This window comes from Arcticibacter eurypsychrophilus, assembly GCF_001730525.1.
GTDB lineage: Bacteria > Bacteroidota > Bacteroidia > Sphingobacteriales > Sphingobacteriaceae > Arcticibacter > Arcticibacter eurypsychrophilus.
The window spans coordinates 168,005-192,803 of the sequence record NZ_MDFN01000002.1 but is presented as its reverse complement, the minus strand read 5'-3'; the positions used below and the strand labels follow the sequence as shown (position 1 = coordinate 192,803).

The window sequence follows — 24,799 nt, the reverse complement described above, 5'->3', positions numbered from 1 at the left end:
GTTATGAAAAAAATATTGTACCTATCAATAATTACTTTTATAAGTGTGTTTACAGCTTGTAAAAACCCGACGGATGATATAACGCTTATAATCACTCCTAATATTTTCAATTATACGACAGCGATTAAAGTGGATGACGCGTCAGGAAATGCTTTACCTACAGGACTTGTGGTTGAGATTACCGGTCCTGATGCAGGCGCGGTTTATAACACCTCAGGAACTAGAAGCTTTATTGTTCAGGAGGGCTATATCTACATGGGCATAGATCCCCATAAGGATCCTACAAGTGGTTCCCCATTAGAATTCAATGTAAAAGTCAGTGGAGATGCAATTCTGGATGTTAATATTCCATTTACTATTACTGCTGGTCAGAGATTTCAAGTAAAACCTATTAAAATCCTTAATATTAATAATCCACCTTCTGGAGCATCAGTGTCTAAACCAACTGTTAATTTGACAACCCTTGCTACACAGCCAGTTACAATCAGTACAAATGCGACAACTTCTTCTTTAGTTTCTACCTTACAACTACAGGCAGGTACGCAGTTTTTAAATGCGGCAGGTCAGGTTTTGTCAGGAAATACATTTACTACTGTTTTGGTTAATCTTGATGCTCGAAATGCAGATGGTATAGCTCTTTTTCCTGGTGGAAGTCTGGCAAGTGAATCTATTGTTAATGCTGTAGGGCAAACTATCTCTGGTTCATTTGTACCGGCTGGTGTAATCGATATTGAGTTTTATCTGGATGCTGTAGAAGTTAAAAGCTTCAATAAGGAGGTAACTATCGTACAAGATATTAACCCATCTTACATTAACCCTAAAACAGGTGCCTTAGTAAAGGTTGGCGATCTTTTAGAAGTATTCAGCTATGAAGTAACAACCGGTATTTTTAAATTCGAAAGAACAGTTTCTGTTATCAGTCACAATAATAACAAATTAGCGGTTTCTTACCCAATAAGTCACTTAACAGCCTATATAGTTGGATATGTTGAAGGAGCTTGTTCAAATTCAAGCCTTCAATTAAATGCTACCTGGATGACTGCCGGAGTTTCCTATCCATTAAATGTGAAGTTTTTGAATAGTCAGAATCAAGTTATTCTTGATCAGATACTAAATGTATCCAGTACAACAACTCTTATTCCATTACCGGTTGTGCCTACCGGGACTTCGACTTTAATTGTTAGCCATTCTTCTACAGGAGCAGTTTTGTTCAATGGTCCTGTAAATGTTAACTGCGGTTCATTGATTTCTGCTACATTAGCTTCCATAATACAAAAGCCGATTGTTACCATGCAATTGTTTGTCAGGTGCCCTGGACAAACTGTTACAGTATCCGCTTTGCCAACATTCCAGTTATATTTTCGCTTAACAGGTTCGAACGCAGCTTTCCTTCCTTTAGGTGAGGTTGTAAAAGGTTACATATCTACTACCAGCCTTGATGTTACAAAAAGATATGATTTTAGAGGCGTATGGGATAGTAAACCCAAAACTGTTAGTAATAGGGCAATTGTTGCTAATAATTCTACAACTGTTGGTGATGGTTCAGGTGAAAATCTTGGAACTCATGATTCAGTAAATAACCTGGAAATGTTGAATGAAGCTTGTGCTTCGATTGGACAATAAGGTTTCGTAATTAATTTGAAAAAGGGTACACCATTGGTGTACCCTTTTTTTTGTTGTGCGCCGGGCATGACGATCAGCTATAGGGTGCAAGTCCCAAACCCACTTTGCAGTAGGAATGGTTAGCCAAGAGCAAGGGTGTCACAGGTGACTGTGAATCTGAAGGAAGCTGGCGGCAAATATGGGGGCTTACGAATAGAAACTGTATATAAGGCGTGATGATGTGGGTAATGTTGCAACACAAACAAAAGCCCAATACTGCACAGAACATCAACACGTAAATACAGAGGCCACATCCATAGAAAGCGGATTATCTTACCCCGGGAGATCTGTCTATAATCTGTCAAGGGCATGCGCGAATGCTGGAGAAGAAACATTAACCAGAATAATAATGGTTAATTGGTACAGACAGAAGTCAGCAGAGGTCATAGTACTGATTGATTAACAAACAGGAAGGACTGAATGTTAGAATGGCAAAGGAAACAGGACGTTTATGGCGAAGCGATAACAACAGAACCACATCAGAGAACTACCTGCGGGAGGATAAGCCGGAAGCTTAAAGTAAAATGCAGGAGGAGTTGAGCAGAACCATGCAACCAATGTGCACAATGCCTGGGATTAAAAGTTTTTTTTTTAGTAGTATGCTTGAAGAAATATTAGACATCCGTAATGTAGAAAAAGCCTTTATGCAGGTCAAGCCAATAAAGGAGCCGGAGGTATCGATGGTATGCAGACCGATGAACTTCGTGACTACCTGAACGCCAACTGGCAAACATTAAGGGCTGATATACTGACAGGCCATTATCATCCGCAAGCTGTGCGGAAGGTAGAAATACCCAAAGCAGGCGGAGGAAAGAGAATGTTGGGCATCCCAACGGTAATCGACAGGTTACTACAGCAAGCCATTTCCCAATGGCTAAACCCTAAGTACGAGGGGGCTTTTCAACAAACAGTTATGGCTTTCGGCCGGGACGCAGTGCCCATCATGCAGTGCTTCAGGCGCAGGTAAACCTAAATGAGGGTTATACCTGGGTAGTAGAACTGGACCTTGAAAAGTTCTTCGATAAGGTAAACCACGACAAACTGATGAGCCTGCTATTGGTTAAGATTAAAGATAAGCGAACTTTAAAACTTATCCGTTCTTACCTAAGTAGCGGCATCATGGAAAACGGACTGGTCAGCCCCAGAAGAGAAGGGACACCGCAAGGCAGTCCTTTGAGCCCCTTATTATCCAATATTATCCTGAATGAATTAGACCAGACACTGGAAGAGCGTGGTCACCGCTTTGTACGTTACGCAGATGACTGCAGTATATACGTACGGAGCAGAAAATCCGCCAATCGGGTCATGGGATGCATCACGGGATATTTGGAAAATGAACTGAAACTTAAGGTGAACCGGGAAAAGAGCAAAGTAAGCAGGCCAACGGCCAGTACGCTTTTGGGCTTTTCTTTCTACAGGAACAAAGAAGGGTGGCAAATACGGATTGCGCCCCAATCTCTGAGCAGAACAAAACAGAAGATAAGGGAACAGACCAAACGAAACCACCCGATTAGTACCAATGAACGGATCGCTAAACTAGAAAGCGTCATACGGGGCTGGGTAAACTACTTTCGGATAGCTAAAGCCAAAAAACAGTTACTTAGAGTAGACGAAATGGTTCGCACAAGGCTAAGGATGATCATTTGGAAACAGTGGAAGAAAGTCAGTAGCCGTATGCGTAACCTGATCAGGCTGGGTATTCCAAAGGGCAAATCCTATGAATGGTCAAACAGCCGAAAGTCATATTGCAGGATCGCGCATAGCCCTATATTATACCGTACGCTAAATAATGCCTACTTTATAAAGCTGAAATACACAGGTTTTGCCAACTACTACTATTGGATAACCGAACACCAAAGGAAATTATTCTAACAAACCGCCGTATGCCGAACGGCACGTACGGTGGTGTGAGAGGACAGGTAATCAGATAATGATTACCTTCCTACTCAATTACTAATTAGTTAGCTTGTGGTTTATAATTGTAGCTTATGTGATATATCCAAATTAGTTTATGCTAAATAATGATCTTCGTCATTTTATAAGAAATAAATTTGCTTTGCGATTTCATATGTTAAGATTTGTTTTAATCAATTTAACAATTATGAAAAAGTTATTGTTTCTAATCAGTATGATGTTTTTTCTTATTGCATGTAATAAAAATAATATTGATAAGCCAGAAATTCTTTATCCTGTACAGGTTGAAGTTAATCTTATTGTGAGTCCTGCCATAGATATGGGTAGTCCAGGGACAGTAACCTCTTCTACTGCCGATTCAGCGCTAAATAAACTAAGCGTTTTGTATTATATGGTTTTTGATGAGACAGGTAAATATTTGCATCAGGTCCAACAATTAAGTACAGTTGCCAATTTCGGTGTCTTTTCTGATCAGCTTAAAGTTGGAAAGTACACAATTGTTTTAACTGCGAGTACTGGAGATATTATGCTTGCAGTAACTCCGCTTAATCTTTCCGTTACAAAGTTTAAAGCTATAACTGGGAGCGGTGATATTTTCTTCAATAAAAGTGAGATTACTGTTACCTCCGATGGCTTGATTCAGAAGTTCTTCTTAAAAAGAATTGTTGGTTACTTGGAATTAAAAAGCGTAGCTGCCATTGCTAGTAATGTAGCAAAAATTTCATTTTCTGTTGTTAATGAGGCCCCTTATCTTTGGTGTGCCACTGAAGCTGTTGATTTAAATATAATAGAAAAGTCAACCGTTATTAAGGATGTGACCTCCGCAAATCGATCTAACTTTAGTATAGGGAAATATATCATGAATGATTTACAGGTTCTATCCATACAGGTTATTACATTGGATGCTTCTGGTGCTCTCATCAAGAGTAAAACTATTGGTAACATAAAAATAGAACGGAGTAAGATGAGGTCTATAGGTGCAAATTTGACTGATTTAATGTCGGTGGGTATTGGACTGGATCTTAATGATGAATGGGAAGTAGATACGATTCCGATACCATTTAATCTCTATTAATAACGAAACGCTTTAATCATAAAAAAATCTGTATTAGTAACGACATGCTATACTGCATGAAATTATACTAATACAGAATTTTAATTTTTGATTAAGCTGTAACACCAGAAACAGCTTCTCTAATTAGTGCTTCAAGTTCGTCAGCTAATTCTACATTATCTGTTAATAATTGTTTAACAGCGTCTCTGCCTTGTCCTAGTTTAGTTTCTTTGTAGCTAAACCAAGATCCGGACTTTTTAATAATTTCATATTCAACTCCTAGATCTATAATTTCACCGATTTTTGAAATACCTAGTCCGAACATAATATCAAATTCGGCAATACGGAAAGGGGGAGCAACTTTGTTTTTTACAATTTTAACTTTAGTTCTGTTACCAGACACTTCATCAGAATCTTTAATCTGAGAAATACGTCGCACATCTAAACGTATAGAAGCATAAAACTTAAGGGCATTGCCACCTGTTGTTGTTTCTGGATTTCCGAACATTACACCAATCTTCTCACGCAACTGATTGATGAAAATGCAGCAACATCCTGTTTTGGAGATGGTTCCAGTTAGTTTTCTTAAAGCCTGTGACATTAACCGGGCCTGTAGTCCCATTTTTGACTCACCCATTTCACCTTCTATCTCCGCTTTAGGTACCAAAGCAGCTACAGAATCAATTACAATGATGTCAATCGCACCTGATCTTATTAGGTTATCTGCTATTTCTAGTGCTTGCTCGCCATTGTCTGGTTGTGAAATTAGTAAGTTCTCCACATCTACACCTAATTTCTGGGCGTAAAATTTATCAAATGCATGCTCTGCGTCAATAAAGGCAGCAATTCCACCCTTTTTTTGACTTTCAGCTATTGCATGTATTGCTAACGTTGTTTTACCAGATGACTCAGGACCATATATTTCAATAACACGGCCTTTAGGAAGTCCACCAATCCCTAAAGCAATATCCAATCCGATTGAACCAGTTGATATGGTTTCAACTGACTCTACCGCTTTATCCCCTAGCTTCATTATCGTGCCTTTTCCATAAGACTTTTCAAGTTTATCAAGGGTTAACTGAAGTGCTTTCAATTTATCTACGTTGCTCATTTATTTAGTTTTATATAGTGTATCAAAGATAATAAAATATTTTAATGCTAAAAATATTATCAATAAGTTATCTTAAAAGGATAACTATTCAGATTATATAATGGTCATACAAGTATCTGTAAATGAATTCACATAACATGTAATTAATTACATTACGGCAATTTTTGTTGAATGCGATTTATTTGCTCGTAATACTTACAAAAAGAAGTCAATGGACAAATAGTACATTTAGGATTTCTAGCTACACAGATATATCTACCATGTAAGATTAGCCAATGATGCGCAATAGCTAGCGTATATTTAGGTAAAAACTGAACTAATTGTTTTTCAACAGCAAGGGGAGTAGTGGCTTTATTAGTAAGGCCTAAACGATTCGCTACTCTAAACACATGCGTGTCGACAGCAATTGCAGGAGTGGCATAAACAACAGAGGCGATCACATTAGCTGTTTTTCGCCCTACTCCAGGTAGCTTTTGTAGTTCTTCTATATCAGATGGAATCACTCCTGTAAAATCAGAAACAAGCATTTGAGCCATACCGAGCAAGTGTTTAGCCTTATTATTAGGATAGCTTACTGTTCTGATATAGTTGTATATCTCATCAGTTGTGGATATAGAAAGCGCATAAGCGTTCGGAAACCGCTCGAATAGTGCAGGTGTTATCAAATTAATCCGCTTATCAGTGCATTGTGCCGATAAAATAACTGCTACAAGCAGTTCGTATGGATTTGAATAATGAAGTTCTGTCTTAGCCTCGGGTTGATGTGATGAAAAATATTCTACAAACGCCTTGAACCGATCTTTTTTCAGCATGTACAAAAATAAGAAAATACTGCTTTAAGCTCTTAACGTTAAAGAATATGCTTTTATGAAAAGGATTGATTCAGGGGAAGGGTCCTTCAGTTCTTTGTTTAGATTTTTTTTAATCATCTGATAGAAGAATAGATCTGTTTCATCAAGATTTTCAGACACTTTGTCGTCAAAGTCATCGGCTGCATACAAGCCGGAGGAAAGGGTAGAAAATTGTATCATAAGCCAAACCATTAGTTATTATTTTAAACTAACGGTTTGGATTGATGAATTATTTTAAGGAAATAAAACTTTATTTTGATTAAAATAATTTGATGCTCATTTCCTTAGTTTCAAACATTTTCCTAAGATTATTTAAAGCATAGCGCATGCGTCCTAAAGCCGTATTGATGCTCACATTTGTAATGTCTGCAATCTCTTTAAAACTCATATCGCCGTAATGGCGCATAATTAAAACCTCTTTTTGTTCTGAAGGTAAAAGCTGTATCATTTTACGTAAATCCTGATGCGTTTGCTCTCTCACCATTTGATCCTCAATGCTTTCATCATAGAATCCTAGTACATCGAATATATCGAAGCCATCGCCATTTGTAATAACCGGGGTACGTTTTTCTTTACGGAAATAATCGATTACCAGGTTATGTGCAATCCGTAAAACCCAAGGCAGGAACTTGCCTTCTTCATTATATTTACCAGTTTTAAGCGTATTGATTACCTTGATAAAGGTATCTTGAAAAATATCTTCAGCCAAATACTGGTCCTTAACCAGCATATAAATAGATGTGTAAATTTTGGATTTGTGTCTGCTCACTAATTTTTCCAAACCCGTCTCTTGACCTTCTATATACAAATGTATAAGTTCTTGGTCACTTTTCTCTTGAAGCTTCATAGGACTCCCTCTTAATTTTGATTTAAATAAATACTAAATAGTAGAGTAGAGTGTTGCCAAATTATCTTTGTTTATGTGTGTTTATTCGCTTATCAGAGTTAATGATGTCAAATATAAATAAATATTATTCGAAATTTAACAATAATAATGTAACTAACAAGTTTAATAATCACATGCTTCTATGTAATCAGCTTTACGATTAGTTATTTTATAAATATACGCACATAATTCATATCCGGTTTTAATTAAATTGTTAATTTATGTTAAATTCCTGATTTAACGTTGAATTATTAAGCCTTACCTTTGTGTTTTAAACGATAATCGGTTTCATGAATATTGAATCAGAACAGGACCCTAAAAATAACATAATAATTAAGGGTGCCCGGGTACATAACTTAAAGAATATAGACGTTAATATTCCTAAAAATAAATTAGTGGTGATTACCGGGCTATCAGGTTCCGGTAAATCTTCCTTAGCATTTGATACCCTTTACGCTGAAGGTCAACGGCGATATGTTGAGAGCCTTTCTTCCTATGCGCGTCAATTTATGGGGCGAATGAACAAGCCAGATGTGGATTATATCAAAGGAATTGCGCCTGCGATAGCCATTGAACAAAAGGTTATTTCAAGCAATCCCCGGTCTACAGTAGGTACTTCAACTGAGATTTACGACTACCTAAAACTGCTGTTCTCCAGAGTTGGTAAAACGATCTCACCTATTTCAGGTCAGGAAGTTAAGCGTGATTCTGTAACTTCTGTCATTGATTTTATTACAAAGCTGCCTGAAGGGGAACAGATCACGATTTTATGCCCCCTCCATCCCCATAACAACCGTACACTAAAAGAAGAACTTGCAGTATTACTACAAAAGGGTTTTGTGCGGGTATTTAAAGATAATGCGTTATTTAAAATTGAAGACATTTTAGAGGATCCAACTGTTAAAAATGAAAAGCTAACAACAAGTGATCTTGTCAAAATTGTCATTGACCGCATAACCGTCAACCAGGAAGAGGAAACATTAAGCCGTCTGGGCGATTCCATTCAAACTTCATTTTTTGAAGGTAAGGGAGATTGTTATATTGAGCATCAGGATGTGCTCCATTTCTTTTGCGATCGCTTTGAATTAGATGGGATCCGGTTTGAGGATCCTACACCCAACTTCTTTAGCTTTAATAACCCTTACGGCGCTTGTAAACGTTGTGAAGGATTTGGAAAAGTAATAGGAATTGACGAGGATCTGGTTATTCCCGATAAAGGAAAGTCTATTTATGATGGCGCAATAGCTCCCTGGAGAGGAGAGAAAATGGGTACCTGGTTACAAGTCTTTCTTAAAAATGCGTTAAAATTTGATTTTCCTGTTCATCGCTCCTTTAATCAGCTTACTGATAAACAGCGTGAACTAATCTGGAAGGGTAATAAATATTTTCAAGGTCTTGATGACTTTTTTAAAGAATTAGAATCACAGTCGTATAAAATACAGTATCGCGTGATGCTCTCTCGTTACAGAGGAAAAACAAACTGTCCGGAATGTAAGGGAAGCCGACTCCGCAAAGATGCAACCTATGTTAAAGTTGCTGATAAGTCAATCACCGATCTGGTATTAATTCCATTAGATGAGGCACTTGGGTTTTTTAATACACTGCATCTTGAAGGCAATGAAGCAACGATCGCTAAACGTTTGCTTGCAGAAATAACAAGCCGTATTAGCTTTTTAAATGAAGTGGGTCTTGGCTATCTTACCCTCAATCGTTTGTCCAATACATTGTCAGGAGGCGAATCCCAACGGATCAATTTGGCCACCTCTTTAGGAAGTTCCCTGGTTGGTTCTGTCTACGTTCTAGATGAACCCAGCATAGGACTTCATCCCAGGGATACTCATCGCCTTATTGGTGTGCTGAAGTCCCTGAGAGATGTTGGCAATACCGTGCTCGTGGTAGAACATGAAGAAGAAATGATGAAGGCTGCCGACTACCTGATCGATATAGGTCCTGAAGCTGGAACGCATGGTGGAAACCTGGTATTTGCTGGCAATTATGAGCAGATACTCAAAGACGAAAATAGCCTTACCGGAAAGTATTTAAGTGGTAAAGAGAAAATAGAAGTGCCCACCAGCAGGAGGAAGTGGACTGACTTTATCGAAATCAAAGGAGCCAGGGAAAATAACCTCAAAGGTATTGATGTAAAATTTCCTTTGAATGTATTTACCTGTGTAACAGGTGTATCCGGATCAGGTAAAACATCATTGGTAAAACGGATACTTCAACCAGCATTGCAAAAAGTCATCGGTAACTATTCGGGAGAACAAACAGGTGCCTATGATTCTCTGGAAGGAAGTTTTGATAAGATCGAACATGTCGAACTCGTAGATCAAAACCCTATAGGACGTTCTTCCCGTTCAAATCCAGTGACTTATGTCAAGGCATACGATGATATCCGAAATTTATTTGCATCTCAGTCAGCAGCTAAAGCTACAGGTTTAAAACCCTCTGCTTTTTCCTTCAATGTGGAAGGCGGGCGATGTGATGTTTGTCAGGGTGAAGGGGAGGTTAAAATCGAAATGCAGTTCATGGCTGATATCTTTTTGCCTTGTGAAGCCTGCCAGGGTAAACGTTTCAAACAAGATATCCTTGATATTGAATACAAGGAGAAGAATATCTCAGACATCCTTGCTCTAACAATTGAAGAGGCATTGGAATTCTTCAAAGACGAACCTAAGCTAGCAGCTAAACTTCAGCCGCTAATGGACGTTGGCCTTGGTTATGTTCATTTGGGTCAGTCGTCCAATACATTATCCGGTGGTGAAGCCCAGCGAATCAAACTGGCCTCGTTTCTCATTAAAGGAAATAACAGAAGCAGTACGCTTTTTGTATTTGATGAACCTACTACAGGTCTTCATTTTCATGATATCAAGAAGCTTTTAAAGTCCTTCAATGCACTCCTGAATCAGGGAAATACGATCCTGGTGATTGAACATAATGTGGATGTTATTAAGTGTGCGGACTGGGTTATCGATATCGGTCCCGAAGGTGGAGACAGGGGTGGTAACCTTGTATTTGAGGGCACACCAGAAGATTTGGCAGAAGTGAAAGGATCGTATACTGGGGCCTTTTTAAAAGGTGTTTTAAAATAGATAGATTTGATAGAGTATTGGTATATTTGAAATTCTTATTTGATCCATTCATAAATGAATTTAAAGACTGAAGAGGGGGACTTCGCCGACGAATTAAATACACTTGATAGTCCTCCTAAAGAAAATACCTCTTTAAAGTGGTTGTACTGGCTGTTTTCACTTCCCATCATAGCAATTAGTTTTTTTCTACTATGGCACTATGTCCCTGCTTTCAAAGCGAGTTTCGAAGAAATACCAACAACATTTTATTATTTTCTGATAGCAGGATTCATTTTTGCCATGATTGATGGGGCTATAGGCATGTCTTATGGAGTTACATCAACAACCTTTAGTATGGCTATGGGCATCCCTCCCGCATCGGCAAGTACTGCGGTGCATTTATCCGAAATTCTAAGTAATGGAATCGCAGGAGTTATGCATTACAGAATGGGTAATGTCAATATGAAATTATTTAGATTACTTGTTGTTCCTGGTATAATCGGTTCCGTAACAGGTGCTTATTTGCTATCCTCTCTTGAACAGTACAGTCACTATACTAAACCTTTTATTTCACTATATACTTTAATACTAGGGATCGTAATTCTTAAAAAATCATTTGATATCTCCCGTAAGAGAAAAAAGGGAGTGGCGCCTAAAAAAATAAAAAATATCAGGACATTAGGCCTCTTTGGCGGATTTATTGATGCTGTTGGAGGTGGAGGCTGGGGCTCAATTGTACTGTCTACACTGATTGCAGGAGGTCGGAATGCTCGTTTCTCTCTCGGTGCCGTTAAGTTTTCCCGCTTTTTTATTGCATTTATGAGTTCTCTTACTTTTGTAACTATGCTCAAGGGATTGCATTGGGAAGCCGTAGGTGGATTAGTGTTAGGAAGTGCCATTGCATCTCCTATTGCTGCCAGGGTGGCCAATCGAATATCAGCTAAGACCATTATGGTAGCTGTGGGAATAATCGTTATATTGGCTTCTCTAAAAAGTATTGTTGGATTTCTGAGCGATTTAATCAGAATTTTATTTTAATGATCGACAAATTCGAAATGAACGAACAATCTAAATTAATTCGTATCCAGGCTAAACGTAGCCAAAACAGAGAACATTCTGTTCCGTTATATCTTACTTCAAGCTTTGTATTTGATGATGCAGAACAAGGAAGAGCTGTATTTGCTGACGAAGAAGAAGGAATTATCTATTCCCGTTATTCTAATCCGAACACAACAGAATTTATTGACAAAGTATGTATGCTCGAAGGAGCAGAAGCTGGTTTAGCTTTTTCATCCGGGATGGCTGCTGTTTTTGCATCCTTAGCCGGGTTACTTAAAAGTGGCGATCATGTGCTGGCATGCCGGTCTATTTTCGGATCCACACACCAGTTGCTTACACAGCTCCTACCTCGCTGGGGAATTACCAGTTCGTATGTGGATGCACTGGAACCTGAAACTTGGGAAGCCGCAATACGTCCTGAGACCAAGATGATCTTTTTGGAAACTCCTTCTAACCCCGGACTGGAACTAGTTGATCTGGAATGGCTTGGTAGTTTAAAGAAGAAATATCCTCACATCATCCTGAACGTTGATAATTGCTTTGCAACACCCTACCTGCAAAAACCGCTACTGTATGGCATTGATCTTGTATCTCATTCTGCAACGAAATATATGGACGGACAAGGTCGTGTTCTCGGCGGATTAGTTGCTGGAAGAGCCGATCTGATTAAAGAACTGATGTTTTTTATCCGGCATACCGGTCCTGCCATGTCTGCATTCAACGCCTGGATCTTTTCAAAGAGTCTGGAAACATTACCTATTCGTATGGACAGGCATTGCAGTTCAGCGCTTAAGCTCGCCCAGTTACTTGATGATCACGAAGAAATTGAAGTGGTACGGTATCCGCATTTACCCTCACATCCGCAATACGAATTAGCGAAAAGACAGATGAAGCAGGGCGGAGGAATTGTAACCTTTATCGTTAAAGGAGGCTTTGACCGTGCTAAGAAATTCCTTGATGCACTCGAAATGATCCTGATTACTTCAAATCTCGGCGACTCCCGTACAATAGGTACCCATCCGGCCTCTACCACTCACTCTAAACTGACTGAACAGGAAAGACAAGCCATAGGAATATATCCAGGGTCTATTCGTATTTCTGTAGGATTAGAAGATATTGACGATATTCTTAATGATGTAAAACAAGCCTTAGAGCGTTCAAAATAACACGATGAAGATAGAAATTAACCGGGTAAATGATGCCGTGCATCTGGAAGCAGTTGCACCTTCATCTACTGTAAAGGTTCATATTGATGGATCACCGGAAATAGGTGGTCAGGGTTTAGGCGTACGTCCAATGGAGCTGATTTTAATGGCGCTAGGCTCTTGCAGTTCTTTTGATCTTATTTCAATACTAAAAAAGCAACGTCAGGATATTCAGGATATCTCTGTATCAGTAGAGGCTGACCGTACAGATGCTGTACCAGCGGTATTTACGGCTATCCGTATGACATTTAACCTAAAAGGTACTATAGATCCGGCAAAAGCGGAAAAAGCAGCAGAACTAGCAGTTAAAAAGTACTGTTCAGTACATAATATGTTAGCTGCAGGTGGAGTGAAGATCAGCTATACCATCAATATCCAATAACCTTATTTTAGGTTCCATATTTTTTCGGCTTTCCGACCGATAAGCCAAAAGGATACCGCTAGTATTCCAAAGAATATAGCTTTATCAGTTCGGTCCCACATATATTCAAAATATCGGGTATAGATATTTATCAGCAGAAAGGTGATCCCGAATTCACGGGCTATTTCATCTTTCTGCTTTAATCCATACAGCATGACCAAAAGTGCTGCACCTGATGATAATATTCCCCAATAAATCAGCGAAACCTGACTCGTCTTTAACCAATCTTCAATAGTGCCCAGATTTCCAAAGATCGAGAGAATCCATAAAGAGATGAAAAAATAGAACAAGCCCATTATATACGTCAATGTATTAAACCCATCCAGCTTTTTTAGTTTTTCCAATATTAGCCCTACCGCAGTAAGCACCGCACCAAAAACAACAAAGCGAAGTGGGTAGTTAAGTCCCAGGAAATAATTGCTCCAATTGGTCTGATACCCAGTTTCTGTTCCAAACCAACTCCCTAACGAAATTAGTGCAAAGGCCCAGATTAGCTTAGATTGAAACTTTAAAGCAAGAATTCCATATATAAAAACGGAGAGTAAAAATAAAGTAGAAAAATGGCCCGAACCATTGTCCAGTGCCTTCCCTAAAAATGCAATACTGATGGCCGTAAAAAGTACACCCGAAAACAAGGTGGCTTCATTGCTGAACAAACGTTCCGGAAACTTTCTTTTTTGCCTTTGCCCATAGTAATACATCCATGCGGCTATTCCTGCCGCTATAGCACTAATTAATACATCAGGAGTATTGTAAAGATTTTGTAAGAGGTTGATAATGGCATCATTGATAACCAGGGAAGCCACAGCAATCAGTCCGCAAGCCAGCGCAATCCAGAAAGAGTATTGAGCCAGTCGGCGCCAATCAAATTGTTTAACGTCATAAGATGATCTTAAGCCAGCTGCTTTATCCTGATCAATCAGGCCCTCTTTTTCCCAATAGCTGATGGTTTCATCAAGGAATTGAGCCTCCTGTTTATCAACATTAAGGTTATTCATATCCAATAAAAAAACTAATTTAATAATTGAAGAGCGGTGATCTGATCCTGTTTGATCTGCTCAGTCAGTTTCTGCAGCGAATGAAACTTTAAATCTCCCCGAATAAAGTGTGAAAAATGAATTCGGATCATCTTCCCATAGATGTCTTTATTAAAGTCAAAGATATTTACTTCTATATTGCGACTCATGCCATTTATAGTGGGCCTGGTGCCAATATATCCCATTCCCTGAAGTATTACGCCTTCCTTAGGAAATTCAATTAAAACAGCGTAGATTCCATCGGCAGGGATCAATTTATAGGTTTCTTCCACATATAAGTTGGCAGTAGGAAATCCTATGGTTCTGCCTATCTGATCTCCTTTTATAACCAAACCGGTTAGCTGAAAAGCATACCCTAAAAACTCTTCTGCCGTTTTTACATCTCCTGCTGTAAGTGCTTGTCGTACTTTTGTCGAACTTACCGCAACATCATGAATATCCTGTTCCAGAATTTCCTCAACCTTAAAATGATAGATGGCTGCACATTCTTCCAGTTTTAAAAAATTGCCCTGACGGTCTTTTCCAAAATGATGATCATATCCAATAATAATTTTTTTGGTTCCGATCTTATCTACCAGGATCTGCTTAATGTATTCGTCGGGCGACAGATTAGAAAAATCTCGTGTAAAGGGAGTGATAATCAGGTGGTCTACACCCAATTTTTTCATCTGATCTATCTTTTCATCAATCGTAGTGATCAACTTTAAACTTTGATCTTCAGGATGAAGAATCATTCGAGGATGAGGGAAAAAAGTAAGAATTACACTTTCGCCATCCAGACGTTTTGCTTCTTCCACCAATCTGGAAATGATTTTACGATGTCCTAAATGAACACCATCAAATGTCCCGATGGTAACAATAGCGTTTTCAAGCTTTACAAACTCATCAATATGTTTATAGACTTTCATGCTCTCTCAGGCTTTTGATATGTCCGGAAAGCTCCATTACTTCAAATGCTTTTTCAATACAGAAATCCCCGCTTCTTGTTCTTCTTAGTCTGGATAAATAGGCTCCATTATTCAATTTTCTGCCGAAATCGTACACCAGCGACCTGATATACGTTCCTTTACTGCAAACCACCTTAAAGTCTACTTCGGGCAATTCGATCCGTGTAATTTCAAAAGAAGTAATGGTAATCTCCCGTGCCTTAAGTTCTACAGTTTCGCCTCTTCTTGCTTTATTGTAAACCCGTTCTCCATCCACTTTTAATGCTGAAAATGCAGGTGGAAATTGAGCTATTTCGCCAATGAAAGACTGGCAAGTCAGGTAAATGTCCGTTTCTGTTATTGCGTCAATAGCAAAAGTTTCGTTTACTTCTGTTTCCAGATCATAAGATGGGGTAGTAGCGCCCAGCACCATCGTGCCAGTGTATTCTTTTTCCTGAGCCTGATAGTCGTCAATCTTCTTGGTCAGTTTTCCGGTACAGATGATGAGTAAACCGGTTGCCAATGGATCTAATGTACCTGCATGACCAACTTTCAATTTCAGTGGTTTTAACGAATTCCTGATTTTACTGACCACATCAAAACTGGTCCAGCGATAAGGTTTATTCACCAGGAGTAACTCACCATCAATAAAGTTGAAGGCAGGGAATTCAGTTTTTCTTTCTTCTATTATATCCATTACATCACCTGCAGGTCGATACCTGCGAGTAGCAAAATTACAATAATCCCGCCAACTACAATCCGATACCATCCAAATGCTCGAAAACCATGTTTGGTAACAAACCCAATAAAGCTTTTAATGGCGATGATTGCGACAATAAATCCAATGATATTCCCAACAAGAAGAAGGTTAACTTCTTCCGAACTGAGATGATAACCGCTCTTATAGAAATCGTAAAGTTTTTTTGCGGTAGCACCAAACATGGTCGGTACGGCAAGAAAAAAAGAAAATTCAGCAGCCGCCTTCCGTGATAATTTCTGAGTCATACCTCCCACAATGCTTGCGCCTGAACGGGAAACTCCCGGAATCATAGCCAGACATTGGAATAAACCGATCTTTAAAGCTGTACCATAGCTTATATCATTTGAAGATTCAATTGTAGGGTTATTAAACCATTTATCAGCAAATAGCAAAATTACACCTCCAAGTACCAGAGATATGGCTACAGTCATCGGACTTTCAAGCAATTTATCAATGGTGTCACTCAGCAACAAGCCGAAAATGACAGCCGGTATAAAAGCTACGATAAGTTTAAAGTAAAAGTCGAAGCTTTGAAAGAACCTTTTAAAATAGAGTACGATTACAGATAAAATGGTTCCCAATTGAATCACAATGGTGAATAATTTAACAAATTCATCCTGTTCAATTCCCATTAACGAAGAACCGATGATCATGTGCCCTGTGGAAGATACAGGCAAAAACTCCGTCAGGCCCTCTATGACAGCCAGTATGATTGCTTCAATAAGTTTCATCTGTGATTATTTACGCTTTTTCAGAATGGCAAAAAAGCCGATTACAAAACCGATAATCACAACGATAGGGGCTACAACTATTTTACGAAAGTCGTATATATCAGTAGTACCGCTCATCAGTAGAAAGCCAAATGCTACTACAACAATGCTCAGAATGAGCAGACGGTAATTATTTTTGTCGAAAATAAACTGTGCCTGTTTGTTTTCTGAAGTTTCCAGTATAGTTTTCTTTGCCATTATTTATAAAGATCGTAAATTTTTAAACCCAAATATTTGCTCACTGCAAACCAGGTACTCATTGTTGATATTAACATCCCCGCACCAATAACGATTAGGAATACAATGCCAAACTCAAACCAGTTTGTCAGGATGATGAGTTCCGGTATTTGTTGCTGCGCCACATAGAGCGCTAAAAGAAGAAGAATGACTGCAATCAGACCTCCTATAAACCCATGTAAAAGACCATATCCAATAAAAGGTTTGCGTATAAATCCTTTTGTCGCCCCAACTAATTGCATGCTTTTGATCAAAAAACGTTGCGAATAGATCACTAAACGGATTGTATTATTAATAAGTGCCACCGCTATGATCATCAAAATGGCAGCAAATGCTAAAATAACGAAGCCAATCACTTTTAGGTTTTGATTTACCATGTCGATTAATGATTTCTGATAGATCACTTCTTTAACAAGTGTGTTCTTTGACAATTGTCCGCTTAGTTTTTCAATGCTCGCGTTATTGGCGTAATCTGCTTTCATGTAAACATCTATAGATGACAACAAGGGATTATATCCTAAAAATTGAACAAATTCTTCACCAAGATCCTTCTGTAAATTTCTGGCTGCTAGCTCCTTACTTACATATTGTGTTTTTAAAATGTAAGGATTAACATCAAGTTGCTTCTGTAATGCTAGGACATCAACCTCTTTCGCACCATCATTCACAATGATATTTAATACAATATTCTCTTTTACGTAATTAGACAAGTTGCGGGCATGAACCAGTATAAGTCCCAGGAGACCAATCATTAACAGCACCAAAGCGATGCTGATTACTGTAGATATGTACACAGGCTTTGTCTTTTTCGAATAAGCGCTGCTCTCAAATTCTTCCATAATACTTTTTAAAGATATGCGAAAATAGGAAATAGTTTGGTAGTATGGAAGCATTGTCCGCACGACTGTAAACCAATTTTGCTATTTTCGCAATCCAAAGAATTTAAATCACATGGATTACCAGTTTAGAGACATTGAAAATAAGTGGCAGCAGTTTTGGGCGAAAAATCAAACTTATAAAGTAGATAATGCGTCCGATAAACCCAAATATTATGTATTGGACATGTTTCCTTATCCTTCGGGAGCAGGGCTACATGTAGGGCATCCGCTTGGTTACATTGCATCTGATATTTATGCCCGGTTTAAAAGATTGCATGGGTTCAATGTATTGCATCCCATGGGATATGATTCTTTTGGACTTCCTGCCGAACAGTATGCCATTCAAACCGGACAACATCCTGCTATCACTACCGTAGATAACATTGCAACCTACCGTCGTCAGCTCGATCAGATCGGTTTTTCATTTGACTGGAGCAGAGAAGTACGTACCAGTGATCCCGAATATTACAAATGGACACAGTGGATCTTTATGCAGTTGTTCAATTCCTGGTATTCCAGGGAATTAGACAAAGCGCAACCTATTGAAAAACTAAAGGATCATTTTAAAACACAAGGAAGTGCAGGTGTTTTTGCTGTCTGCGACGAAGATATCAATACGTTTACTGCTGAAGAATGGACGAACATGTCCGAACAAACCCAACAAACAGAACTTTTAAAATACCGTTTAACTTTCCTTAAAGAAAGTACCGTGAACTGGTGCGCGGCATTAGGAACCGTACTAGCCAACGATGAGGTGAAAGAAGGTTTATCCGAACGTGGCGGTTATCCTGTAGAGCAGAAGAAAATGTGGCAATGGAGTATGCGCATCACTGCGTATGCCGATCGCCTTTTAAAAGGTCTGGATGTAGTAGATTGGCCCGATCCGCTTAAAGAAATGCAGCGCAACTGGATTGGTAAAAGTATCGGTGCATCGATTAAGTTTAATGTAGAGAACCGGGAAGAGATCATTGAAGTATTCACTACCCGTGCCGACACCTTATATGGAGTAAGTTTCGTGGTTATTGCCCCGGAACATGAGCTCGTATCTGCCCTTACCACTCCAGAACAGAAAGCTGATATTGATGATTATATAGCGAAAACGAAGAAGAAGTCGGAACTAGACAGGATGTCAGATATTAAAACAGTATCTGGTGCATTCACTGGAACCTACGCTTTAAATCCCCTCAACGGAGAGAAGATTCCCGTTTGGATCGCCGATTATGTTCTTGCAGGATATGGAACCGGTGCAGTAATGGCTGTGCCATCAGGAGATCAGCGTGACTGGCTTTTTGCCAAGCAATATAATCTGCCTATTATCCCGGTAATAGACGGACAGAAAAATTTAGAAACAGAAGCCGATCCAACAAAGGAAGGATTATATATCAACTCTGATATAATCAATGGTCTGACCTATGCTGAAGCAGTACCCGTTCTGGTTAAAAAGCTCGAAGAGCTGAATGCCGGTAAAGCTAAGGTACAATACCGGATGCGTGATGCCATTTTTGGTCGCCAACGCTATTGGGGAGAGCCGGTTCCAGTTTATTTTAAAGACGGATTACCTTATTTGATCGATGAATCAGAACTTCCTCTTGTATTACCCGAAATAGATAAATATCTGCCTACAGAAGCAGGAGACCCACCATTAGGAAGAGCAGCAGATTGGAAGTACAAAGGAACCTACGCTTATGAATTGAGCACCATGCCTGGTTGGGCAGGATCCAGCTGGTATTGGTACCGTTATATGGCCTCTCCGGAAGATAGAAAAGAATCTGTTTTTGCCCCTAAACAAGCTATTGAATACTGGAAAGATGTCGATTTATATATTGGAGGCTCTGAACATGCAACCGGCCATCTTTTATATAGCCGCTTTTGGAACAAGTTTCTGAAAGATCTTGGTTATGTAAATGAGGAAGAACCCTTTAAAAAGCTGATCAACCAGGGAATGATCCAGGGAAGATCTAACTTTATTTATCGCGTTTTAAACGACGACGGTGGGGATACCGACACTTTTGTCTCTCATGGACTAAAAGAGCAGTATAAAACTAAAGCCTTACACGTTGACGTGAATATTGTGGAGAACGATATGCTCGATCTGGAAAAGTTTAAAACATCCAGAGCAGAATACAGCACGGCAGAATTTATCCTTGAAAACGGGAAATATAGTTGTGGTGTAGAGGTAGAAAAAATGTCTAAGTCTAAGTTCAATGTGGTGAACCCGGATGACATCATTGAACGCTACGGAGCGGATACACTTCGACTTTATGAAATGTTCCTCGGCCCGCTTGAACAAAGTAAGCCATGGAATACCAATGGAATAGAAGGTGTGTTTAAGTTTCTGCGTAAATACTGGAAGTTGTACCATAACGATCAGTTTGAGTTTCAGGTATCTGATGCAGAACCTACGAAAGCGGAGCTCAAGGCCTTGCATAAAATTATCCGTAAGGTGGAGGATGATGTGGAACGTTTCTCCTTCAATACCTCCGTTTCCAGCTTTATGATCTGCGTTAATGAACTTACCGATCTCAAATGTAATAAAAGGAGCATCTTACAGGATCTTGTTATCGTGCTTACTTCTTATGCCCCGCATATTACTGAAGAGCTGTGGACCTTATTAGGAAATACAGAAGGAACGCTTTCTTTTGCAAAATTCCCCGAATTTGTTCCAGCTTACCTGGTAGAGGATGAGTTTGCCTATCCGGTTTCTGTGAATGGTAAAATGAGAATGAACCTGACATTTTCGCTATCCCTGGAACCTGCTGATGTAGAACGGTTGGTTTTAGAAAACGCTGATGTTCAAAAATACTTAGCGGGTAAAAGCCCTAAAAAGGTGATTGTGGTTAAGGGAAGAATCGTAAATATTGTAGTGTAATATACACGAGCTGCTGAATCGGTTTCTCTCAGCAGCTCGTGTATTTAAGACCTTCCTTTTAATCCCGCCAATTTGTTTCGCATGTAGCCTTGCATCCTGTACTGTGCGCAAAATGTTACAATTCTTTACATGTAACAAAATCGCCTTTTCAGACTTCTAGCGTTGAATAAAAATTTATTAATGAAACTTCTATCTAACCCTTTATTATCAAACACCTACGTGTACAACCAGGATGTTCTATCAGGCTATGCCGTATTGAGTATTCAGGCAAGTAAAAGCGTAGGTCTGCAAGTAGGTGGAAGAATGGAGCATACCAACATTGATGGTAATTCAGGTGCAGGAAACGCTGAGCAATTATCTGTAAAGAATAATTATACCAACTTTATTCCAAGTTTTGCTATCTCAAAGAACCTCTCTCCAGTGCAAACCTTGCGTTTAAGCTACAGTAAAAGAATTCAACGCCCTAGTTTACAATACTTAAATCCCTTCAAAGATATAAGCAATGACCGTTTCCAAAGACAAGGAAACCCAAACTTATCTCCTGAAATATCTCAAACAGTGGAGCTTGGTTTTTCTACCATGATTAAAAAGTCGATGATCAATACCTCCGTTTATTTCCGCCATACCACGGATATCATCGAAAGTATTGCCCGTCCCGATACCTATGAAGGAAAGCCGGTTACGCTAACTACCTTCGACAATATCGGGAACAATAATTCCATTGGCACCAGTTTATTTGGATCTATTGTTCCGCTTAAAGGGGCAACCCTAAGAGGGAATTTTGATATATTTACCTATAAGCCTAGTACAGGAAGCTCTTTTACCGAACTTGCAGGTGAAGCGAAAACCTATGCCTTATATAAAGCATTCGTCAGTGGTTCATTTACATTGCCTAATAACTTAATTGCGGAGACCTTTTTTATATTGAACTCTCCCCGAAGAACCTTTCAGGGTAGAAATCCTTCCTTTAATATGTGGCAGCTATCATTAAACAGGCAGTTCCTAAACAAGAAAGCGAAGATTGGGATAAACGTAGTGGATCCATTCAATGAAACGAAACATTTTAAGTCGAGTATTAAGAGTGCAGAGCTTACTCAGCAATCAGATTTTGGTATTCCATTCCGTTCCGTAGGCTTAAATTTTAGTTATCAGTTTGGGAAGACTAATTTTAACCCACAGCCCAAAAAGAAAAGAGGTGTTAATAACGATGATTTAAAGCAAGATTCAGGTCAACAAGGTACAGGGAATTGATTTTTTGTACCTTTGGACAAAATTAATTTCTAATGGCTGAGCAAAATATCCTGTCGTATTTACCTGCATCAAATGAGTCTGAATTGGAAGAACTCCAGGATCGTATTGATATAGTGAGACATAAATTGATGTTTGTTGAGCTGAAACCTACAGTGGCTTGCCTGGAGAATCTCGATCCCATGCAGTTAGCAGGTAACTGGATGCCTGAGTTAATCCGTATTGCCGGTGGGACCCCTGTAGAGCAAACGGATTTAACGGGTTCCAATCCCGCTTACATTATTGTGGCCCTAAAAGGACATACCATTGAACAAACGCTCAGCCAAATCAACCTGCTGCTTGATCTTCCCGGCTGCAATGAGCTGGATGCCATTAAAAACGGAAACCTGTACATCGCAGATGCATCACGCTACTTCAATGGGTCTGAAAACGGCGTGGTTGATACAATAGAAATGATTGCTGAAATACTGAATTCAAAGCAGTTTACCTTCGGATACGAAGGTCAGGGTTGGGTTAAGTTTGGACTCTAAAGTCCAAACTCTTTAGCCAGTAACTCATAGGAGTGAATCCGGTCTTTAAAATCATAGGTTATGGTAGCCGCCATAATTTCATTCACCTTATAACGGTCAGCCAGCGCAGTTAATTTAGCTTTTACCTGCTCTGGATTACCATAAACCATGCGCTGCCGATTATAGGCAATATGTTGTTCTTCTGCTTCATTATACGGGTAGTCTTTTATCTCTTCATAAGAACTCGTTCCTTCAGCACTATATTGACAGCTATTTGACTAGGATAAAACAAACACATGTACCTTAGCACTGTTCTTAAAATAAAACTAACATGTCACTTTTATTTCAATCTATAAAAATAAGAAAGATTACCTTTCGTAACCGGATAGTAGTCTCACCTATGTGTCAATATTCCGCAGAAGATGGTTTCGCAAATGATTGGCACCTAGTTCACTTAGGCAGCAGAGCTGTCGGTGGTGCCGGTCTGATCATCACAGAAGCAACTGCTGTATCTCCTGAAGGCCGGATTTCTCCTGGAGACCTTGGTATTTGGTCTGACGAGCATATTGATCCCCTTAAGCGGATTACTGAATTTATTCATGACCAAGGTGCTGTAGCAGGAATCCAACTAGCTCATGCCGGAAGAAAAGCAAGTCGCAGTGCCCCCTGGAAAGGCGGGACTTTCTTATCTGAACATGAACAAGGATGGAAAACGGTAGGTCCTTCTGCACTTCCTTTCTCAAAAGACGATGAATTACCCCATGCACTAAGTCCAACGGGGATTGAAAATATCATTATTGATTTCCATTCCGCCGCTAAACGTGCCGTAAAAGCCGGGTTTAAAGTGCTGGAAATTCATGCTGCACATGGATACCTTTTACATGAGTTTTTCTCCCCCTTGTCAAACTTCAGAACTGACAATTATGGAGGATCGTTTGAAAATAGAATTCGTCTCTTGATTGAAGTGGTTGAGGGTGTACGTCAGGCATGGCCGGAAGAGTACCCCCTATTTGTGCGGATCTCTTCTACGGATTGGGTAGAAGGTGGCTGGAATGTAGATGATTCTGTAAAGCTCTCCCTCATCCTGAAAGAAAAAGGAGTTGATGTCATAGATTGTTCATCAGGCGGAAACGTACCTGACGCTGTTATTCCGACAGGGCCTAATTATCAGGTGCTGTTTGCCGAAAAAATTAAAAAAGAGGCAGATATCATAACCGGCGCTGTTGGTATTATCACTAAGCCTGAACAGGCAGAAGAAATTTTGCAAAAAGGACAGGCTGATTTTATCTTACTTGCCAGGGAAATGTTAAGGGATCCTTACTTTCCTATGCATGCAGCTCAAACATTGGGAGACACGCTAAAGTGGCCTGAACAGTACGAGCGGGCAAAAAGAGGTTAAACGCCTGCTGCAAGAATCTGCTCTTCACTCGGAAGAAACTGATGAAGAGCAGATTCTTCATTTAAATAGTCTGAAGCATAGTTTGTAGATGCAGGGCCATTAATATAAAGAGTTGTTCTATTCTTAATTGTATTGATAATAGCTGGCGTTAATGCTTCAGGTAAGGCAGGACAACCTAAACTGCGTCCTAAACGACCATGTTGATTAACGAATTCCTGACTCACATAGGGAGCACCATGAATTACAACAGCACGGTTGAGTGCATTGCTGTTGAACTTGCGGTCCATACCATTAATGCGCAAGGACATACCATGTTTTCCCGAATACGTATTATCTGTAATATAAAAACCCAAACTGCTTTGGTTAGACTCAGATACATTTGAAAAGGTAGTTGCAAAATTATCACCACTTCCTCTTCCATGCGCCACGAAAGTATTAAATAATAATTTCGCTTCTGCCAGATCAACTATCCATAATCTTTTCTCCGTACTCGGCTTATTGAAATCAACTATAGAAATAATTTGTTTGTCTTTGCTGATCAGACCTGCATTTTTTAAATTATAGTAACCAGTAAACGCTTTTTTAAATACCGCATAATCCAGAGATGTAAGGGCTAATCCTGACTTCGTATAAATACCGGAAATGTATTGATCAAATAAAACAGAGGCTGAATTCGCTTTTGTTTCTTTAGTAAGGCTTTGATTTGTTGTATTCGAATGGTCAAGATGAGAATGATCTGTCTTGAGTCCCCATCCAATTGCCGGAAAGCTAAGTGCTAAAATGATATAAGTTGCTCCTCTTAAAATCCTGTTCTTCATATATCCGTAGGTGATGTTTAAGTAAGTTGTTCTCTATAAAATTCGTTTTATTAAAGTGTTTACGCCTACAAAGATAAAAAAGTTTCTATAAATGTCAAGATTTGAAACAACAGG

Annotated in this window: 24 protein-coding genes; 12 read left to right on the top strand and 12 right to left on the bottom strand. The window is 39.2% G+C overall.

Features of this window, described 5'->3' with window-relative positions:
- The first annotated feature begins 3 nt into the window (after nucleotides 1-3).
- The 4 genes from BFL47_RS02430 (at nucleotide 4) to BFL47_RS02420 (ending at nucleotide 4,651) form a co-directional block, all read left to right on the top strand.
- Nucleotides 4-1,623, top strand: coding sequence for a hypothetical protein (locus BFL47_RS02430; protein WP_069658197.1), 1,620 nt, complete (start codon nucleotides 4-6; stop codon nucleotides 1,621-1,623).
- A 724-nt stretch (nucleotides 1,624-2,347) separates the two neighbouring features.
- Nucleotides 2,348-2,629 (top strand): hypothetical protein, encoded by a 282-nt coding sequence (locus tag BFL47_RS19980; RefSeq protein ID WP_211480914.1) that lies wholly within the window; start codon nucleotides 2,348-2,350, stop codon nucleotides 2,627-2,629.
- Nucleotides 2,611-3,534 carry a reverse transcriptase domain-containing protein gene (locus tag BFL47_RS02425; RefSeq protein ID WP_211480913.1) on the top strand — a complete coding sequence of 308 codons (924 nt, stop codon included), beginning with the start codon at nucleotides 2,611-2,613 and terminating at the stop codon, nucleotides 3,532-3,534. The genes BFL47_RS19980 and BFL47_RS02425 overlap by 19 nt, the downstream gene beginning before the upstream one ends.
- Before the next feature lie 229 nt (nucleotides 3,535-3,763).
- Nucleotides 3,764-4,651, top strand: coding sequence for a FimB/Mfa2 family fimbrial subunit (locus BFL47_RS02420; RefSeq protein WP_139125732.1), 888 nt, complete (start codon nucleotides 3,764-3,766; stop codon nucleotides 4,649-4,651).
- 91 nt (nucleotides 4,652-4,742) lie between these two features.
- Here BFL47_RS02420 and recA read toward each other — a convergent pair whose 3' ends face one another.
- The 4 genes from recA to BFL47_RS02400 form a co-directional block, all read right to left on the bottom strand.
- Nucleotides 4,743-5,741, bottom strand: coding sequence for a recombinase RecA (gene recA, locus BFL47_RS02415; protein WP_069658195.1), 999 nt, complete (start codon nucleotides 5,739-5,741; stop codon nucleotides 4,743-4,745).
- Between the two features lie 152 nt (nucleotides 5,742-5,893).
- Nucleotides 5,894-6,553, bottom strand: coding sequence for an endonuclease III (gene nth, locus BFL47_RS02410; RefSeq protein ID WP_069658194.1), 660 nt, complete (start codon nucleotides 6,551-6,553; stop codon nucleotides 5,894-5,896).
- Between the two features lie 24 nt (nucleotides 6,554-6,577).
- On the bottom strand, nucleotides 6,578-6,772 hold the full coding sequence (locus BFL47_RS02405) for a hypothetical protein (RefSeq protein WP_139125731.1): 195 nt from the start codon (nucleotides 6,770-6,772) through the stop codon (nucleotides 6,578-6,580).
- 79 nt (nucleotides 6,773-6,851) lie between these two features.
- The gene (locus BFL47_RS02400) at nucleotides 6,852-7,439 is read right to left on the bottom strand and encodes an RNA polymerase sigma factor (protein ID WP_069658192.1); all 588 of its coding nucleotides are present in this window, start codon (nucleotides 7,437-7,439) and stop codon (nucleotides 6,852-6,854) included.
- 329 nt (nucleotides 7,440-7,768) lie between these two features.
- On the opposite strand from BFL47_RS02400, the gene uvrA reads away from it, so the two are divergent.
- The 4 genes from uvrA to BFL47_RS02380 are packed head-to-tail and all read left to right on the top strand — an operon-like array spanning nucleotide 7,769 to nucleotide 13,195.
- Nucleotides 7,769-10,570 carry an excinuclease ABC subunit UvrA gene (uvrA, locus tag BFL47_RS02395; RefSeq protein WP_069658191.1) on the top strand — a complete coding sequence of 934 codons (2,802 nt, stop codon included), beginning with the start codon at nucleotides 7,769-7,771 and terminating at the stop codon, nucleotides 10,568-10,570.
- Nucleotides 10,571-10,624: 54 nt separating this feature from the next.
- The gene (locus tag BFL47_RS02390) at nucleotides 10,625-11,587 is read left to right on the top strand and encodes a sulfite exporter TauE/SafE family protein (RefSeq protein ID WP_083256952.1); all 963 of its coding nucleotides are present in this window, start codon (nucleotides 10,625-10,627) and stop codon (nucleotides 11,585-11,587) included.
- The gene (locus BFL47_RS02385) at nucleotides 11,587-12,774 is read left to right on the top strand and encodes a trans-sulfuration enzyme family protein (RefSeq protein WP_394332401.1); all 1,188 of its coding nucleotides are present in this window, start codon (nucleotides 11,587-11,589) and stop codon (nucleotides 12,772-12,774) included. Before BFL47_RS02390 ends, BFL47_RS02385 begins: the two co-directional genes overlap by 1 nt.
- 4 nt (nucleotides 12,775-12,778) lie before the next feature.
- Nucleotides 12,779-13,195: an OsmC family protein gene (locus BFL47_RS02380; RefSeq protein WP_069658190.1), complete on the top strand. Its 417-nt coding sequence runs from the start codon at nucleotides 12,779-12,781 to the stop codon at nucleotides 13,193-13,195.
- A 2-nt stretch (nucleotides 13,196-13,197) separates the two neighbouring features.
- On the opposite strand, the gene BFL47_RS02375 is transcribed toward BFL47_RS02380, so the two are convergent.
- Genes BFL47_RS02375 through BFL47_RS02350 form a run of 6 tightly spaced genes read right to left on the bottom strand, consistent with a single transcriptional unit; the run spans nucleotide 13,198 to nucleotide 17,803 of the window.
- Nucleotides 13,198-14,232, bottom strand: coding sequence for a DUF2157 domain-containing protein (locus BFL47_RS02375; RefSeq protein ID WP_069658189.1), 1,035 nt, complete (start codon nucleotides 14,230-14,232; stop codon nucleotides 13,198-13,200).
- Nucleotides 14,233-14,246: 14 nt separating this feature from the next.
- The gene (locus BFL47_RS02370) at nucleotides 14,247-15,179 is read right to left on the bottom strand and encodes a bifunctional riboflavin kinase/FAD synthetase (RefSeq protein WP_069658188.1); all 933 of its coding nucleotides are present in this window, start codon (nucleotides 15,177-15,179) and stop codon (nucleotides 14,247-14,249) included.
- Nucleotides 15,166-15,894: a tRNA pseudouridine(55) synthase TruB gene (gene truB / locus BFL47_RS02365; RefSeq protein WP_069658187.1), complete on the bottom strand. Its 729-nt coding sequence runs from the start codon at nucleotides 15,892-15,894 to the stop codon at nucleotides 15,166-15,168. Before truB ends, BFL47_RS02370 begins: the two co-directional genes overlap by 14 nt.
- Entirely contained in the window at nucleotides 15,894-16,688 is a 795-nt protein-coding gene (locus BFL47_RS02360; RefSeq protein ID WP_069658186.1) for an undecaprenyl-diphosphate phosphatase, read from the bottom strand. The genes truB and BFL47_RS02360 overlap by 1 nt, the downstream gene beginning before the upstream one ends.
- Before the next feature lie 6 nt (nucleotides 16,689-16,694).
- Nucleotides 16,695-16,925 (bottom strand): DUF3098 domain-containing protein, encoded by a 231-nt coding sequence (locus BFL47_RS02355; protein ID WP_069658185.1) that lies wholly within the window; start codon nucleotides 16,923-16,925, stop codon nucleotides 16,695-16,697.
- The gene (locus BFL47_RS02350; protein WP_069658217.1) at nucleotides 16,925-17,803 is read right to left on the bottom strand and encodes a cell division protein FtsX; all 879 of its coding nucleotides are present in this window, start codon (nucleotides 17,801-17,803) and stop codon (nucleotides 16,925-16,927) included. Before BFL47_RS02350 ends, BFL47_RS02355 begins: the two co-directional genes overlap by 1 nt.
- A 112-nt stretch (nucleotides 17,804-17,915) precedes the next feature.
- Here BFL47_RS02350 and leuS point away from each other — a divergent pair, with 112 nt between their 5' ends.
- The 3 genes from leuS to BFL47_RS02335 all read left to right on the top strand — a co-directional run bounded on the left by leuS (nucleotide 17,916) and on the right by BFL47_RS02335 (nucleotide 22,489).
- Entirely contained in the window at nucleotides 17,916-20,711 is a 2,796-nt protein-coding gene (gene leuS, locus BFL47_RS02345; protein ID WP_069658184.1) for a leucine--tRNA ligase, read from the top strand.
- Between the two features lie 180 nt (nucleotides 20,712-20,891).
- Nucleotides 20,892-21,962, top strand: a complete 1,071-nt coding sequence (locus tag BFL47_RS02340; protein ID WP_069658183.1) for an outer membrane beta-barrel family protein — start codon at nucleotides 20,892-20,894, stop codon at nucleotides 21,960-21,962.
- 32 nt (nucleotides 21,963-21,994) lie between these two features.
- Complete coding sequence (locus BFL47_RS02335; protein WP_069658182.1) at nucleotides 21,995-22,489, top strand: substrate-binding domain-containing protein; 495 nt, start codon at nucleotides 21,995-21,997, stop codon at nucleotides 22,487-22,489.
- Here the strand turns inward: BFL47_RS02335 and BFL47_RS19975 are convergent.
- Complete coding sequence (locus tag BFL47_RS19975; RefSeq protein ID WP_211480912.1) at nucleotides 22,486-22,638, bottom strand: hypothetical protein; 153 nt, start codon at nucleotides 22,636-22,638, stop codon at nucleotides 22,486-22,488. The two genes, BFL47_RS02335 and BFL47_RS19975, sit on opposite strands and share 4 nt — an antisense overlap.
- Nucleotides 22,639-22,799: 161 nt before the next feature.
- Here BFL47_RS19975 and namA point away from each other — a divergent pair, with 161 nt between their 5' ends.
- The gene (gene namA, locus BFL47_RS02330; protein ID WP_083256951.1) at nucleotides 22,800-23,867 is read left to right on the top strand and encodes an NADPH dehydrogenase NamA; all 1,068 of its coding nucleotides are present in this window, start codon (nucleotides 22,800-22,802) and stop codon (nucleotides 23,865-23,867) included.
- On the opposite strand, the gene BFL47_RS02325 is transcribed toward namA, so the two are convergent.
- Nucleotides 23,864-24,685 carry a murein L,D-transpeptidase catalytic domain family protein gene (locus tag BFL47_RS02325; protein ID WP_069658180.1) on the bottom strand — a complete coding sequence of 274 codons (822 nt, stop codon included), beginning with the start codon at nucleotides 24,683-24,685 and terminating at the stop codon, nucleotides 23,864-23,866. The two genes, namA and BFL47_RS02325, sit on opposite strands and share 4 nt — an antisense overlap.
- Nucleotides 24,686-24,799 lie beyond the last annotated feature (114 nt).

Excerpts from the sequence above, each read along its gene's own strand:
- BFL47_RS02430 (WP_069658197.1), top strand. The coding sequence starts at position 4 with ATGAAAAAAATATTGTACCTATCAATAATTACTTTTATAAGTGTGTTT.
- BFL47_RS19980 (WP_211480914.1), top strand. The coding sequence starts at position 2,348 with ATGCAGACCGATGAACTTCGTGACTACCTGAACGCCAACTGGCAAACA.
- BFL47_RS02420 (WP_139125732.1), top strand. The coding sequence starts at position 3,764 with ATGAAAAAGTTATTGTTTCTAATCAGTATGATGTTTTTTCTTATTGCA.
- recA (WP_069658195.1), bottom strand. The coding sequence starts at position 5,741 with ATGAGCAACGTAGATAAATTGAAAGCACTTCAGTTAACCCTTGATAAA.
- nth (WP_069658194.1), bottom strand. The coding sequence starts at position 6,553 with ATGCTGAAAAAAGATCGGTTCAAGGCGTTTGTAGAATATTTTTCATCA.
- BFL47_RS02405 (WP_139125731.1), bottom strand. The coding sequence starts at position 6,772 with ATGATACAATTTTCTACCCTTTCCTCCGGCTTGTATGCAGCCGATGAC.
- BFL47_RS02400 (WP_069658192.1), bottom strand. The coding sequence starts at position 7,439 with ATGAAGCTTCAAGAGAAAAGTGACCAAGAACTTATACATTTGTATATA.
- uvrA (WP_069658191.1), top strand. The coding sequence starts at position 7,769 with ATGAATATTGAATCAGAACAGGACCCTAAAAATAACATAATAATTAAG.
- BFL47_RS02390 (WP_083256952.1), top strand. The coding sequence starts at position 10,625 with ATGAATTTAAAGACTGAAGAGGGGGACTTCGCCGACGAATTAAATACA.
- BFL47_RS02385 (WP_394332401.1), top strand. The coding sequence starts at position 11,587 with ATGATCGACAAATTCGAAATGAACGAACAATCTAAATTAATTCGTATC.
- BFL47_RS02380 (WP_069658190.1), top strand. The coding sequence starts at position 12,779 with ATGAAGATAGAAATTAACCGGGTAAATGATGCCGTGCATCTGGAAGCA.
- BFL47_RS02375 (WP_069658189.1), bottom strand. The coding sequence starts at position 14,232 with ATGAATAACCTTAATGTTGATAAACAGGAGGCTCAATTCCTTGATGAA.
- BFL47_RS02370 (WP_069658188.1), bottom strand. The coding sequence starts at position 15,179 with ATGAAAGTCTATAAACATATTGATGAGTTTGTAAAGCTTGAAAACGCT.
- truB (WP_069658187.1), bottom strand. The coding sequence starts at position 15,894 with ATGGATATAATAGAAGAAAGAAAAACTGAATTCCCTGCCTTCAACTTT.
- BFL47_RS02360 (WP_069658186.1), bottom strand. The coding sequence starts at position 16,688 with ATGAAACTTATTGAAGCAATCATACTGGCTGTCATAGAGGGCCTGACG.
- BFL47_RS02355 (WP_069658185.1), bottom strand. The coding sequence starts at position 16,925 with ATGGCAAAGAAAACTATACTGGAAACTTCAGAAAACAAACAGGCACAG.
- BFL47_RS02350 (WP_069658217.1), bottom strand. The coding sequence starts at position 17,803 with ATGGAAGAATTTGAGAGCAGCGCTTATTCGAAAAAGACAAAGCCTGTG.
- leuS (WP_069658184.1), top strand. The coding sequence starts at position 17,916 with ATGGATTACCAGTTTAGAGACATTGAAAATAAGTGGCAGCAGTTTTGG.
- BFL47_RS02340 (WP_069658183.1), top strand. The coding sequence starts at position 20,892 with ATGAAACTTCTATCTAACCCTTTATTATCAAACACCTACGTGTACAAC.
- BFL47_RS02335 (WP_069658182.1), top strand. The coding sequence starts at position 21,995 with ATGGCTGAGCAAAATATCCTGTCGTATTTACCTGCATCAAATGAGTCT.
- BFL47_RS19975 (WP_211480912.1), bottom strand. The coding sequence starts at position 22,638 with ATGGTTTATGGTAATCCAGAGCAGGTAAAAGCTAAATTAACTGCGCTG.
- namA (WP_083256951.1), top strand. The coding sequence starts at position 22,800 with ATGTCACTTTTATTTCAATCTATAAAAATAAGAAAGATTACCTTTCGT.
- BFL47_RS02325 (WP_069658180.1), bottom strand. The coding sequence starts at position 24,685 with ATGAAGAACAGGATTTTAAGAGGAGCAACTTATATCATTTTAGCACTT.